We start from the raw sequence: 13,470 nt of genomic DNA, 5'->3' as shown, positions 1-13,470 counted from the left end.
GTACGAACTTGACTGGAGCAGTTAAATCTGTTTAAATGCGCTCCGGAATATGGATGATTAACTGTAAAGGGGAAAAGATGAATAAGAGTGAATTAGTTGATGCTATAGCAAGCGGATCAGGTTTGACAAAAGCTGACGCAAGCAGAGTTCTTGAAACTTTTATGACTACTGTAACTGATGCCTTAAAAAGTGGCGATCAAGTTGTAATACCTGGATTTGGTTCTTTTTCAACAGGTAATCGTTCAGCACGTACTGGTAGAAACCCACAGACTGGTAAAACTATTCAGATCAAAGCATCTAGAGTAGCCAAGTTCAAAGCGGGTAAAAACCTGAAAGAAGCTGTACAACAAGCTTAAGTTTTCTGGGTGCTTAGCTCAGCTGGGAGAGCATCGCCCTTACAAGGCGAGGGTCGTAGGTTCGATCCCTACAGCACCCACCATGAATTGGAGTGGTAGTTCAGTTGGTTAGAATACCGGCCTGTCACGCCGGGGGTCGCGGGTTCGAGCCCCGTCCACTCCGCCAGATTAACGCGCCGAAAGGCGCGTTTTTTTTATCAGCTTATGGTACAATCTGTCTTCATCAAGCTTATTAAATATCAATAATGGATCTCGGGACATGTTGCAGAAGTTAAATGAACGCATACAAGGTGTTGTAGCTTGGTTAGTCATTATATTAATCGCTATTACATTCACTCTTTTTGGTGTTGATTATTATCTACAATCGCATCAAACATCCAATGCCAAGGTTGTAGTAAATGATCAACCAATAACCAACCAGTCATTTGAAACTAACTACAGGCGCACTCGAGCTCAGCAAGATTTGGCACAGATGACCGCTTCTGATGAAAAAAATCTGCAAAATCAAGTTCTTAATCAAATGATTACCAATGAGGTTACGCTCCAGGCTGCTCGTAAATACGGTTTTGAAGTGACCCCGGATCAAGCGAACTCAGCTATTCTTAATATTCCTCAGTTTCAAGTTGATGGGCACTTTTCGAGTGAACGTTACCAACAAGCTTTGAACGGTGCTTTATTTACCCCGGAAACCTTTCAGAATGAAGTAAGACAAGGAATGTTGCTCAATCAGCAACGTTTTGCTTTTATGGGAAATTCATTCGCATTACCTGATGAAATAAAACGTTTTGTCAGATTATATATGCAAACACGTGATTACGATTACTTAACCGTAGCTTCTTCACATTTTGTTAATCAGATTAAAGTAACCGATGATGATATAAATTCTTATTATAAAGCACATCAGAATGAGTTTATGACTCCTGAACAAGTCACGGTAGATTATATTACGCTATCAATGCATGACATTAAAGCGAATCTAAAGGTTTCTGACGATGATGTTAAACGTTATTATGAAGAAAATAAAAGTAACTATCTAACTCCGGCTCAATGGAAAGTCACACATATTTTATTTGCAATACCTGAGGGGGCGTCTAAGGAAGAACAAGACGAAATACAAAAGAAAGCCGATGCAGCTTACGCTCAATTAGAAGAAAATCCCAAGCAGTTTGATCAGTTGGTTTCTACAAGTTCCGATGATAAATTATCAGTAGCAGATAAGGGAGTATTGCCCTGGATTACCGCTGGACAAACTGAATACGCTAAAGTGCTGTCCAACTTAACTGAGCCAGGTCAGATTTCTGCTCCAGTAAAAACAAAACATGGTCTGGAAATTTTTAAATTGGTAGCTTACAAACCAGTAACTACAAAATCACTAGATCAGGTCGCTTCTACTATTAAAGATCAGCTTTTAACTGATACAGCGCAAACCCAGTATGCACAGGCTTTGGAACAGCTTTCTGATTTAAGTTACCAGACTCCTGATACTTTAAATCCTGTTTCGGATGCATTGAAATTGAAAGTTAAAACTTCTGAACCATTCTCGCGTTTAGGTGGGAAGGATTTAATTACCAAAAACAAACAAGTTATTAATGCCGCGTTCAGTCATGATGTGCTTGAGTTAAGCAATAACAGCGATCCTATTCAACTTGATAATGATTCTGTGGTTGTCATTCGTGTCAATCAGCATATCCCATCGAAGAAACAAACTGTAACAGCAGTACATGATCAAATCGAAAAAGCCATTGCAAAGTCTCGAGCTGATCTGAAAGCAAAAGAAGTAGGAATGAATTTATTAAATCCAGTTGAAGACGAACAGCAGAAGGCTCTTATGACTTCAAATCAATTGGAATGGAAATCAATCGTTCAGTCTTCTCGAGATAGTGATAAAGCAGATACTGTAATTAATGATCTGGCCTTTAATCTGTTAAGACCTGAAAGTCGAGATGGCGTCATACTTGATAATGGAGATTATGTAGTCGTTCGATTGAAACGTATTAATGATGGAAAATTAAGTTCTCTGGATAAAGAACAACGTGATAGTCTGATTCAACAAATTGAAGCAAGCTATGGCATGATGGATTATGACCTGTATGTCAATACGTTATTAAAACAAGCCAAAATTGAACGACATTAGAATTTAGGGTATCAATTTGATATTGATAGGCATTTTACTTCGGATTACTTTAATTAAATCAAAAGTAATTTGCCTAATCAATTGTAGACGCAGTTTAATTGTTCACATCTTCAATAAATAATTTTATATCTGTATGAAGACAAATCATTTCATCTAAGTTTGGATGAAATTATCCGCTTGTACAATCATCGACTATATATGTATAAATCTTTATATTTAATTTGAGAGCTGTAACTTATTCGTTCGGCTACCTAGCAGAATTTAGTCTTCATCAGACCTTGTATCTTATCCTATTGTCTTAGTAAGCCATTTAATACCAATAGTAAAATAACCAATAAAATAATAGGAATTATAATCATATGTTAACAATTTTAATCATCGGAGCAAGTCAAGGCTTAGGTTTAGAGTGGGTAAAACACTATAAAAAACAAGGAGCTGCAGTCATTGCTACAACCAGAAATCCAGACGCTGCAATAGAACTTAAGGAATTGCTGATCGGAGATAAAGATAAAATAGTTCAACTGGATGTTACAGACAAAACACAAGTTTCTTCGGTATTGGAGCAATTATCAGAAGCTCCTGATCTTACTATATATAATGCAGGTGTAAAAGGATATACAAAACTTCCTGAAACAAAGGTTACTTTGCTTAACGCAGCATTGATATGTAGTGAATCGGATTCAAGAGAGGCAGGACGTGAACTGGCATTTAAAGTTAATGCTCATGGATTTGATCAAATAGTATTTGAATTGAAAGATAAATTGTTATCTAAACCACAAGCGACAGTAGTTTATGTCAGCTCGGGAGTTGCTGAAACGTCACAAAATATTAGCGGAGGATATCCCTTTTATCGCCAAAGTAAAACTACGGGTGATTCCTACGCAAGAGGCTGGGATATCGATCTTTTTCAAAATACTACGCTAGAATGTCGTCCTAGAGTGTTTTCTATTGTACCTGGTCTTGTGGATACTGGAATGGGAGCAGGCATAGACGGAGCAGCTCCTCCTGCTACACGTATTGCAGAAATGGCGGAAGTCATTGCGCACGTACAATTGACAGGGGATACTCATGGGATATGGAAATATGACGGTACCAAGCTTATGGAATATCAAATACCTGAATTAATGAAGGACGTGACTCTGAATAAATTGAGCTATGCATCCATTTTAGCTAAAGAAGGGTTATATAAATTGAATGATAGCTCGGACGCCAAAGAGAGTTTAGAACCAGTTTGTGGTAACGTTTTGGGCTAGGGGTTGTTGACAGTTACCTTGAATAGTCTACATTCCGCGCTTTATGCGCGGGATTCATCAATAAATCTATTGTTAACTCAATCTGAGTCTGGATTCCGCGCATAAAGCGCGGAACGTAGGCTCTAGAATCAATTGTTAACAGACTCTGGTAATACTGATCGGTAATCAGAGGCATTCATGCCTCTCCATAATATCAGATTAACCTAACTCATTCATTGTTGATACTGCATGATAACCAGCGTCTACATGAACTACTTCACCAGTTATGCCTGATGCTAAGTCGGAGCAAAGAAAAGCTGCAGTATTTCCTACTTCATCCGCTGTTACGTTTCGTTGTAGTGGAGTGATGTTCGCGTAGGCTGCCTGAATTTTACGAAAATCCTTAATGCCTGCTGCAGCAAGAGTCTTGATTGGTCCTGCAGAAATGGCATTTATTCTTAATCCTCTTGGACCCAGACTTGCTGCCAGATAACGTACTGCTGCTTCAAGGCTTGCTTTTGCTATGCCCATGACATTATAGTTAGGTACTGCTTTTTCTGCTCCGTAATAACTTAACGTTAATATGGAACCTTGTGTCTCTTCCATCATGGGTAAGGCTGCCTGCGCTAATCCTACCAGGCTGTAGGCACTGATGTCGTGTGCTATTCTAAAGCCTTCTCTATTAGAGCATTCAATAAAGTCACCACTTATTTGATCTGCCGGAGCATAAGCTACCGAATGAATCAGTATATCGAGCTTATCCCAATGTGTTCTCAGATTGCTAAATAGGGAATTAATGTCCTCATCACGGGCTACGTCACATGGGAATGTTAAAGTAGAATTAAATTCTGCTGCCATGTTTTCAACACGAGACTGTAATTTTTCATTTTGATAGGTAAACGCCAGTTCAGCGCCTTGAGCATGAAATGCTTTTGCAATTCCGTATGCAATGGAACGATTACTTGCCAAACCGATAATTAATGCTTTTTTCCCAGATAAAAATCCCACAGTATTCTCCTTCCTCTTACTCTTTTTTAGTAGTATGTGATGCGAGTAACTCACGCATTTTTGCTTGAATCATCTCTATGGCAATTCGATTTTCACCGCCACGAGGTACAATGATATCGGCATAACGGCTCGATGGCTCTATAAATTGCAGGTACATTGGTCGAACAGTTGTCTCATACTGATGAAGTACTGACTCAAAAGAACGATGGCGCTCAACAACATCTCTTTTCAAGCGGCGAGTGAGGCAGACATCAAGCGGTGTGGACATAAAGATGCGAATATCCATAATTTCTCTTAGGGCTTTATCGCTGAACAGCAAAATGCCCTCCAAAACAATAATCGCATGCTGACCAACAGCTCTGGTTTCGGATAAACGCAGATGTTTCGAGTGGGAATAGATCGGTATATCGACTGATTTACCATTCCTTAACTGACGTAAATGGTCGCAAAGTAGGGCATGATCGAATGAATCGGGGTGATCATAATTTATTTTTTCACGTTCACCAAAAGGCATATGGCCATTATCTTTATAATAAGCGTCTTCAGAAATAACTACTACTTGTTCTGAACCGAGTTCGCTTACAATAGTATTTGCTAAAAGACTTTTACCTGAGGCTGATGGGCCGGAAATTCCAATAATTATAGCTTGCTTAGTCATAATGATATCGTTAGAAATTTTGAGCAAATAGTAAAGCTATTTTGCGTTAAATTCAATTGAATATAGGTTTTTTCATGATGATCAACTCATATTTATCTGGCTTTTTTCTTATATTGACTTAATTACGTGACATTCAGAATATTTAAATACTGATTAACTGATCAGCACTCAAGTCCTTTTAATAGTAATTTCTCATTAGCCTCTGGAATTTCGTCCACCTGAACGAAGGGAAGGAATTCCAAATTCAGGCACCGCACCACGTTCAGGAGATCCCTCATTACACTCGGGATGACGCTTCCCTGGGTTATAACGTCATCCTGAACGCAGTGAAGGATCTTCAAATGCAGGCACAGTGCCACGTTCAGGAGATCCCTCGTTACACTCGGGATGACGCTTCCCTTGGTTATAACGTCATCCTGAACGCAGTGAAGGATCTCCAAATGCAGGCACAGTGCCACGTTCAGGAGATCCCTCGTTACACTCGGATGACGCTTCCCTGGGTTATAACGTCATCCTGAACGTAGGGAAGGAGCTCCAAATGCAGGCACAGTGCCACGTTCAGGAGATCCCTCGTTACATTCGGGATGACGCTTCCCTGGGTTATAACGTCATCCTGAACGCAGTGAAGGATCTCCAAATGCAGGAACAGTGCCACGTACAGGAGATCCCTCGTTACACTCGGGATGACGCTTCCCTGGGTTATAACGTCATCCTGAACGCAGTGAAGGATCTTCAAATGCAGGCACAGTGCCACGTTCAGGAGATCCCTCGTTACATTCGGGATGACGTTTCTTGAGGCTATTGAGACGTTACTGATTTAACCATAATACATTCAGTCTTCAACTAGTATACTCTGATTTAAATTGTGTGTTAAAAGCCTCTAATGGTTCATTTAGTGGAACACCAACAGATCCGGAAGGTGATTTAATGAGTAATAAAGCGGATAAAGTCGGGGCTATGTCCGTAGTGTATACTGGTCGAGAGATCCGTTTAGGTTTAAAGTTTGGATTAACGAATAATAAAGGCACGTAACTATCGTATTGCCATGGCGTGCCATGGGAGACTTTATCTTCTTTTTTATCAAGATGTGACTGATAGGGCGGTTGAATCAAGTATACATCCCCTGATCGATAGGGATAGGCCATACGATTAACCTTTGCACTGAGCCAATCTTTTTCAATATCGGTGATGGGTAATGGATAGGCTTTATATATGCCTGGTTGCTGGATTAATGCATTGGCTATAAATCTGCTGACGGCGGACACGCTTAGTTTGTGCTCAGTGATGATGTGATGATCGAGATATAAATAGGGTGGGGAGATTGACATTAATGTCTGCTCAGGAAGCTGGTATTCTTTTTTTAATGTCTGTCTTATGAACTGTTCCAATTGTTCAATATTCACAGGGGCAGCTTGGGGGATATCATGTGCTTTAAGATAAGAAGGACTGTCACTTACGCCATGATCTGCAGTAAGTACAATTAGGATATTCCCGAGCCCTACCTCTTTATCAAGCACGGATAACAAGTGACTCATTGTCTTGTCCAGTTGCAATAAATTATCTTCTGCCTCAAGACTGTTGGGGCCGAATTGATGCCCTATGCCATCTACTGCTGAAAAACTGATTGCAAGATAATCCGTTTGATTGGTTGATTTCCCTAATTGTTCATTTACCAGCAATTGTTCTGCAAAATCAGCAGTTAATCGATCTGCTTCAGGTGTTCTGGATAAGCCTTTGAAATAGGATTCAGATGGTGGATTCGTGACATGATGAGGGAATGTTTGGTTGAAGTCACCATAATTTTGTTTAAATGGTAGTGTAGTTCTGTTTTGATATTGAGCTATGGGTTGGCTGAGAGTCCAGTCGAATGGTTCAGGCTTATAGTTTTTATTCCAATTTTGAACCCATTGTGGATAACTGGAATAATAATAACTGCTGGAAACGAAGCCGCCATTTATCTTGTCAAACCAAAAAGCTTTTCCTGAATGGCCTGCCATCGTTATCGCTGAGCGATCTTTAAATGAAACGGCATATACTTTTCCTTTTTTAGCAAGGCTCATTTCATCGCCCAAAGTCGTACCTTGCAAGTTTTCAGGCGATCGGCCGGGTATTGTGGTTTGGGTATGCACAGTAGGTAAAATAGTGGTTTTCAAATCTTCCATACAATAGATAATACCTTTAGATTTTCTGTCAAACCATTCATTATCAACGACTCCATGCAAAGAAGGATAACTACCTGTTGCTATAGTTGCATGACCGGCACAGGTTGTGGTGTTGGCGTGAGGATGATGTGCGTTTTGAAAGTCAATACCATGGCTTAGAAGGTAATTAAAACCATCAGGTCTAAATTGTTGCTGATGATGATGTAATAAATCACCTCTTAATTGGTCAACTACAATTTGTACAATTAGTTTGGGTTGAGTGTTATGAGCATATCCAATAAAAGTACATAAAATCAACAGAAAACTGCAGAGGATTTTTATCATTCTAATCACTGCTTAAAATTAAATTCCTGGTTAAATTACCGTAAAAAAGAGTCATAATGCAATATATAAATGAAATATAGAAATTTTTTTTTATTAAAATCAAACGGTTGAAATTTAAATAGTTAGTAAAAAGAAAACACATGACGAAAATAATTAATTAGTTTAAACTGATTTTCGGTGAAAGAAATTCACTAATCCTGTTAATGGAGTTTAAGGAGAAATTAAGATGGCTTTTGAATTAGTAGCATATGAAATATTAAAAACCAACATTATAGAAAGTATAATATCATTAATTAAATCTCATGATAGTAAATATAAAATTGATCCTGAAAAATTATGGGAAGCTGTAGAAATCCTTCCTGAAGAAAGAAGAGTTCAATCGCAACAATTGTTAAAAACCATAAATCTTCTTGACAATCAAAAGGAGCACATGGATAAGGATGAAGTGGCTCGAGTGTTGAATACATTGGCATTTTATATCTATGAAAAAATAGAAAATTCTTATAGTGGATTGTATGCTTTAGTATTAAGTTCTGATAGAAGTTCATTTAAACGATGTTTGGAATTATCGCTTGATTTAAAATTATCAAATAAGCCTGGTGATATTGAATTAGTTGATATGTATAAAAGTCTGGAGAAATTTTTATCTGACAATGTTTATGTTGGTGGAGATTGCAGAAAAGGCTATCTGCCGAATCAGCCTTTTGATATTAAAGGATATAAAGTTGAGGATGACATAAAGGATTTAATATCAAAAGGAAAGGACCTGCGTCTAAGTCTTATAGATGCTGCAGCAAGTAAAAAAGAACAAACTGCAAGCCCTGCCAAATCCAGTTCCACCCTGTTTGGCGGAAGTAGTTCAAAAGCTTCTAAAGAAAGAGCAGATAAAGCACATGCTAAAGACACAACACATTCCGCTGAAACTTCTTCTACAACGAATGGGCTAAGTTAGTATCTTGGGGGGATGGGCAGTTGATCATCGCTCATAACCTTTTAAGTAGCGCGGCTATTACTATAGCGCCCCATACTTTTAAACCGTCATCCTTGTTTTCGTGAGGATGACGATCTTATAAAAGCTCAAATTAAGATAAATCAATGTGTATCTTTAACGGTTAGCTGATCTCAGAGCGTAACCTGATTGGATAACCTGAGCGAACTGCAGTACCCAGGACTTTTGAATGCATCGACTCGATGAAATGCCACTCAGGCTTCGGGTCAAGGATAGAGTTGATGTAGCATTGCTATCACTGTTCAATTGGATAACCAAACATTGCCCACTCCATAATGCCGCCATCTACTGAATAAACCTCTTGATAACCAATATCCATTAAGCATTGAGCTGCATATAAGGATCGGACACCTCCTCGGCAATGTAAATATATGGGTTTTGATTTATCTGCAATGGAATCTTTAATTTTGATAGTAATTTCATCTTTGGGTATATGCAGCGCTCCCGGGATACGAATATCCTGCCACTCATCAATCTCTCGGACATCAATTAAACATAAGTCCGATTGAGCATCTATTCTATTTTTTAGTTCATGAACATCTATAGTTTTAATCTCATGCTTTGTCATAACGAATTTCTCTCATTGACGGTCTGGTTAATGTTGAATGGTGAAGAAACCAATAAATTGTTGCAGTCAGCACTCCACCTATTAGAGTGGCAAAAGCCCAGGTAGGCGCAGATACTAAAACCGGTTTTTGACCAAGTCTGTATAAATTACCAGCATCTCGTGCTACGGCACCTGCAAAGACAAAATGTAAAACTCCATTAATTAAGGCAATTAAATAAAAAAAGGTTTCTAATTGTGTACTGAATTGTTTTGCCAGTTCACTAATCATGAATCAGGCTCCTTTTATTTGTATTGATTGTCGCCATGATAACAGAAAAATTGCGGAAATTACTAAAACTACAGCCAGGCTTTGGATCGGTGAAGGTGTTTCATCGAAAATCAGATACCCCCAGAATAATCCCGTTAAGGCAACAACACCTCCTGTTAAACTATAAAATACAGGGCCAGCTATACGGATGAGGGTGAAAAAAAGTAAATAACCCAGGCTGGATAATATAATTTCCAAAACGATAATCTGTTTAACAAAGGTAAAAGGGCCTGAAAGAGAGTAAAAAGCACCTTGGGAAACAACAAGGGGAATCAGCAGGAGTGAGGCGGCCAGAAGCATGCCACTTGCGGCTTGAAGCGAGTTTATTCCTTTAGGTTGCTTTATACCTATGTATATGGAGCAAAGAGCAAATCCTAATGGACTTAAAAGTGCTAATAAAGTCCAACCAGAATATAAGCCTGTGGTATTAATTCCAATGATAAAAAGGATTCCAGTCATGCCCAGTAATAATGCTACGAAACGCCATCCATCCAATTTCTCCTGACCTGTCAGCAGGGCTAATGGATATACCAGGAGTGGGACAGTATTAACGAGTACTGCGAGTAATCCCGCAGGGATATGACTGGCGATGAAATACATATTGGTGTTTGGAATGGCGATTCCTATTAATCCACAAATAAAAAAATAGGGGTAATAGGATTGGTTAAACAGAGCGAATTTTCCTGTGGCAATACAAATACAGGATAACAGTATAGCCGGGCCTAAGGATTGCCAGAATGCATAACCGAGTGGGGATACTCCATTGGTCATAGCAAATTTAGCTAATGAGTAACCTGACCCCCAAATAAAGCCTAAAACAATGAGAAGCAAGAGAGCTTTTAGGGAGTTCAATTTATCCATAAAAAGGTATGCGCATTAAAATGATAGAATTTGAATTATGACATTCAAGTACTCAATTAATCAATGTGCGTATTTAAAAAGTGAAGAACGATTAAGGATATACTTCTCAGTAGGTGGGCGCTTCTAATGTGTCTAAATTGTTCTTATAAAGATAAAGCGCAGTACGTAGGCACTTATAAAATGCTTTAATTTTGTGAGGATCTCTCAGGAACAAGTCGCGGGACGTATACCTTGTCGGATGTCTAAAAAAACTTAAGAATAATTGGAAGAGTGGGCCTTTGTGGGTGATTGAAAAACAGATTGGGTGCAGATCTCAAATTAATTTATTTACCTATAATTAGAGGATTGATTCACGAATTCAGGTGATGAAAGAATGACTTTATCTTTCATTTTATCATTAACATAGGGTAACATCAGGCCATTCCCAAATTTAGAGAACAAGCATGAACGCTAATGAAATACCGGTGCCACATCTGACTACAGCTCATTCGGGTCCTTTATATCATGTAGAAAAAATACTATTAAATCATGTTGCTCCAATCGAAGCCTGGTTCAGGCAAAAATGGAAAGAGACCCCAGCACCATTAACCTCATCGGTAGATTTACGACATGCAGGATTTAAACTGGCCCCGGTAGATACTAATTTATTCCCTGCCGGATTTAATAATCTTAATCCTGATTTTCTTCCTTTATGTGTGCAGGCTGCTCAATCGGTATTGATTGAGTATATTCCGGACTGTACTAAAATTTTGATTTTACCTGAAAGCCATACGCGAAATAAATTTTATCTGCAGAGCTTAAATATTCTACGTACTATCTTTATTAAAGCAGGCTTTATAGTCCGTATTGGAAGTTTGGACCCTGAAATAAAAAGTCCCACAGAAGTGGTTCTTGAAAACGGTGACAGTTTACTATTAGAGCCTTTGCGAAGACAGGGTGATAGAGTGGGACTGGAAGATTTTAATCCGTGTTTCTTATTGTTAAATAATGATATGTCATCTGGTGTGCCTGAATTATTAGAGGGATTGGAGCAACGCATACGACCCACCGCTAAATTAGGTTGGGCATCTCGGTTGAAATCAAGTCATTTTCAATTTTTTGATGAAGTAGCCAGGGAATTTGCAGAACTGGTTGATATTGATTCCTGGCTGATCAACCCTTATTTCAGTGCCATTGATGGAGTGGATTTTATGGCCCAGGAAGGAGTTGAACAATTAGCACTGGAGGTCGATAAAATTCTGGGTTTGGTTGCCGATAAATATGCTGTTTATGGAATTAAAGAAAAACCATTTGCAGTAGTTAAGGCAGATAATGGCACTTACGGTATGAGTGTTATGATGGTTCACGATGCTAATGAAATCAGACAATTAAATAGAAAGCAGCGTACCCGGATGTCTAGTAGCAAAGGAAGTCGAAAGGTTGATAGAGTAATTATTCAGGAAGGGGTCTATACGTTTGAAACCATGCCAAATGGAGCAGTGGCTGAACCTGTTGTTTACATGATTGGACAATTTGTTGTTGGAGGATTCTACAGGGTTCATCAGGGGCGTGGAATTGATGAAAATCTGAATGCTCCTGGAATGCATTTTGAACCGCTTGCTTTTGCACAAGCCTGTAATATGCCATGTGACGAATTGGAAGTAGTTGATTGTCCCAATCGTTTTTATGTGTATGGGGTGATCGCTCGTTTGGCAGCTCTGGCTGCTGCAAGAGAAATCAGAGCCATTGGAGGTGAATAATGAGACTTGCTGTACTAATGGATCCCTTGCATCGGTTGAAACCCTATAAAGATACAACTATTGCAATGATATCCAGCGCTAAAGCTATGGGCTGGTCATGTGTCTATTTTACCCAGGAAGATATGTTTTGCAGTGCAGGGCATTCTTACGCTCATGTGCATGAGATCAGTATAGGTGATGTACACAGTTCTCAATGGGCAGAAATAAAGGATTTAGGTGAAAAACCATTAAGCGATTTTGATATAATACTCATGCGCAAGGATCCTCCCTTTGATTTAGAATACATTTATAGCACGTACGCATTGGAACTCGCAGAACGAGAGGGGGTTTTGGTTGCTAATAAACCTCAAAGCTTGCGTGATGCCAATGAGAAGTTTTTTACCTTGAATTTTCCTCAGTGTTGTCCTGATACCTTGGTGTCCAGAGACATCAAACGATTAAAAGCATTTTGGCAAAAACATAAAAACGTTATTTTTAAACCATTGGAAGGTATGGGGGGAAGCTCCGTATTTCATGTTGATGAGCAAGGAAGAAATTTGTCGGTTATTCTTGAAGTATTAACAAAAGGGCAAAGCAATTGCATCATGGCACAATGCTATATTCCTGAAATAGTAACTACAGGAGACAAGCGGATTCTTGTGATTAATGGTGAACCCGTACCCTATGCCCTGGCGCGAATTCCCGCTCAAGGTGAGTTACGAGGTAATTTGGCAGCTGGAGGCAGAGGAGAAGTTGTCCCTATCTCGGCTAGAGATCGCTGGATATGTGAACAAATTGGGCCTGTGCTAAAGGCTAAAGGTTTGTACTTTGTTGGTATCGACGTGATAGGCGATTATCTGACCGAAATTAATGTGACAAGCCCTACCTGTTTGAGAGAAATTTCAGCAGAAACAGGATTGGATATTTCGGGTGATTTTCTTCGCAGCCTTGAGAAGCTTCGTCAGTAATAATTGCTGTATATCGGATGGGGAATAGAGAGCAAGTTGGTTAGGTTTAGACCCATACTCGCTAGGCTAAGCATAATAGTAGCCCGATGAATTGCGAAGCACGTAATCCGGGAAGTCCCGCGAAGTGGGCACCGATTAAATGGTACTATGCTGCGCATAGCCTTC

13 protein-coding genes and 2 tRNA genes are annotated in these 13,470 nt (G+C 39.2%); 9 read left to right on the top strand and 6 right to left on the bottom strand.

Annotated features, from left to right (window positions below):
- The first annotated feature begins 77 nt into the window (after positions 1-77).
- From Lqua_RS07525 to Lqua_RS07505, 5 genes are all read left to right on the top strand, one after another.
- Entirely contained in the window at positions 78-356 is a 279-nt protein-coding gene (locus Lqua_RS07525) for an HU family DNA-binding protein (RefSeq protein WP_058473652.1), read from the top strand.
- Positions 357-363: 7 nt separating this feature from the next.
- Positions 364-439: transfer RNA gene (locus Lqua_RS07520), tRNA-Val, on the top strand.
- Positions 440-445: 6 nt separating this feature from the next.
- Positions 446-522: transfer RNA gene (locus tag Lqua_RS07515), tRNA-Asp, on the top strand.
- Positions 523-615: 93 nt separating this feature from the next.
- Entirely contained in the window at positions 616-2,490 is a 1,875-nt protein-coding gene (locus Lqua_RS07510; RefSeq protein ID WP_058473651.1) for a SurA N-terminal domain-containing protein, read from the top strand.
- A 359-nt stretch (positions 2,491-2,849) separates the two neighbouring features.
- Positions 2,850-3,743 carry an SDR family NAD(P)-dependent oxidoreductase gene (locus tag Lqua_RS07505; protein WP_058473650.1) on the top strand — a complete coding sequence of 298 codons (894 nt, stop codon included), beginning with the start codon at positions 2,850-2,852 and terminating at the stop codon, positions 3,741-3,743.
- Positions 3,744-3,941: 198 nt separating this feature from the next.
- Here the strand turns inward: Lqua_RS07505 and Lqua_RS07500 are convergent, their stop codons facing one another.
- On the bottom strand, positions 3,942-4,730 hold the full coding sequence (locus tag Lqua_RS07500) for an enoyl-ACP reductase FabI (RefSeq protein ID WP_058473649.1): 789 nt from the start codon (positions 4,728-4,730) through the stop codon (positions 3,942-3,944).
- Positions 4,731-4,746: 16 nt separating this feature from the next.
- Complete coding sequence (gene udk, locus Lqua_RS07495; protein WP_058473648.1) at positions 4,747-5,388, bottom strand: uridine kinase; 642 nt, start codon at positions 5,386-5,388, stop codon at positions 4,747-4,749.
- A gap of 538 nt (positions 5,389-5,926) precedes the next feature.
- Here udk and Lqua_RS07485 point away from each other — a divergent pair.
- The gene (locus Lqua_RS07485) at positions 5,927-6,184 is read left to right on the top strand and encodes a hypothetical protein (RefSeq protein ID WP_058473646.1); all 258 of its coding nucleotides are present in this window, start codon (positions 5,927-5,929) and stop codon (positions 6,182-6,184) included.
- 43 nt (positions 6,185-6,227) lie between these two features.
- Here the strand turns inward: Lqua_RS07485 and Lqua_RS07480 are convergent, their stop codons facing one another.
- Positions 6,228-7,874 carry an alkaline phosphatase family protein gene (locus tag Lqua_RS07480; RefSeq protein ID WP_058473645.1) on the bottom strand — a complete coding sequence of 549 codons (1,647 nt, stop codon included), beginning with the start codon at positions 7,872-7,874 and terminating at the stop codon, positions 6,228-6,230.
- Positions 7,875-8,100: 226 nt separating this feature from the next.
- On the opposite strand from Lqua_RS07480, the gene Lqua_RS07475 reads away from it, so the two are divergent.
- Positions 8,101-8,826, top strand: a complete 726-nt coding sequence (locus tag Lqua_RS07475) for a hypothetical protein (protein ID WP_058473644.1) — start codon at positions 8,101-8,103, stop codon at positions 8,824-8,826.
- A 292-nt stretch (positions 8,827-9,118) separates the two neighbouring features.
- Here the strand turns inward: Lqua_RS07475 and Lqua_RS07470 are convergent, their stop codons facing one another.
- From Lqua_RS07470 to Lqua_RS07460, 3 genes are read right to left on the bottom strand one after another with little or no spacing between them, the layout of a single operon-like run.
- Positions 9,119-9,451, bottom strand: a complete 333-nt coding sequence (locus tag Lqua_RS07470) for a rhodanese-like domain-containing protein (RefSeq protein WP_058473643.1) — start codon at positions 9,449-9,451, stop codon at positions 9,119-9,121.
- The gene (locus Lqua_RS07465; RefSeq protein WP_058473642.1) at positions 9,438-9,719 is read right to left on the bottom strand and encodes a hypothetical protein; all 282 of its coding nucleotides are present in this window, start codon (positions 9,717-9,719) and stop codon (positions 9,438-9,440) included. Before Lqua_RS07465 ends, Lqua_RS07470 begins: the two co-directional genes overlap by 14 nt.
- A gap of 3 nt (positions 9,720-9,722) precedes the next feature.
- Positions 9,723-10,619, bottom strand: a complete 897-nt coding sequence (locus tag Lqua_RS07460) for a DMT family transporter (protein WP_058473641.1) — start codon at positions 10,617-10,619, stop codon at positions 9,723-9,725.
- Positions 10,620-11,062: 443 nt separating this feature from the next.
- Here Lqua_RS07460 and gshA point away from each other — a divergent pair, with 443 nt between their 5' ends.
- Together gshA and gshB are read left to right on the top strand one after the other, a co-directional pair.
- Positions 11,063-12,358 (top strand): glutamate--cysteine ligase, encoded by a 1,296-nt coding sequence (gshA, locus tag Lqua_RS07455; protein ID WP_058473640.1) that lies wholly within the window; start codon positions 11,063-11,065, stop codon positions 12,356-12,358.
- Positions 12,358-13,305: a glutathione synthase gene (gshB, locus tag Lqua_RS07450; protein WP_058473639.1), complete on the top strand. Its 948-nt coding sequence runs from the start codon at positions 12,358-12,360 to the stop codon at positions 13,303-13,305. The genes gshA and gshB overlap by 1 nt, the downstream gene beginning before the upstream one ends.
- The last annotated feature ends 165 nt before the right edge of the window (positions 13,306-13,470 follow it).

It is taken from the genome of Legionella quateirensis, assembly GCF_001467955.1.
GTDB classification, from domain to species: Bacteria; Pseudomonadota; Gammaproteobacteria; order Legionellales; family Legionellaceae; genus Legionella; species Legionella quateirensis.
Note: the sequence above shows the minus strand (reverse complement) of the source record. Positions and strands in the feature narration are given on the sequence as shown.

Coding starts and splice junctions, on each gene's coding strand:
- Lqua_RS07475 (WP_058473644.1), top strand. CDS start 8,101: ATGGCTTTTGAATTAGTAGCATATGAAATATTAAAAACCAACATTATA.
- Lqua_RS07480 (WP_058473645.1), bottom strand. CDS start 7,874: ATGATAAAAATCCTCTGCAGTTTTCTGTTGATTTTATGTACTTTTATT.
- Lqua_RS07485 (WP_058473646.1), top strand. CDS start 5,927: ATGCAGGCACAGTGCCACGTTCAGGAGATCCCTCGTTACATTCGGGAT.
- Lqua_RS07505 (WP_058473650.1), top strand. CDS start 2,850: ATGTTAACAATTTTAATCATCGGAGCAAGTCAAGGCTTAGGTTTAGAG.
- Lqua_RS07510 (WP_058473651.1), top strand. CDS start 616: ATGTTGCAGAAGTTAAATGAACGCATACAAGGTGTTGTAGCTTGGTTA.
- Lqua_RS07470 (WP_058473643.1), bottom strand. CDS start 9,451: ATGACAAAGCATGAGATTAAAACTATAGATGTTCATGAACTAAAAAAT.
- udk (WP_058473648.1), bottom strand. CDS start 5,388: ATGACTAAGCAAGCTATAATTATTGGAATTTCCGGCCCATCAGCCTCA.
- gshA (WP_058473640.1), top strand. CDS start 11,063: ATGAACGCTAATGAAATACCGGTGCCACATCTGACTACAGCTCATTCG.
- Lqua_RS07525 (WP_058473652.1), top strand. CDS start 78: ATGAATAAGAGTGAATTAGTTGATGCTATAGCAAGCGGATCAGGTTTG.
- Lqua_RS07460 (WP_058473641.1), bottom strand. CDS start 10,619: ATGGATAAATTGAACTCCCTAAAAGCTCTCTTGCTTCTCATTGTTTTA.
- Lqua_RS07465 (WP_058473642.1), bottom strand. CDS start 9,719: ATGATTAGTGAACTGGCAAAACAATTCAGTACACAATTAGAAACCTTT.
- gshB (WP_058473639.1), top strand. CDS start 12,358: ATGAGACTTGCTGTACTAATGGATCCCTTGCATCGGTTGAAACCCTAT.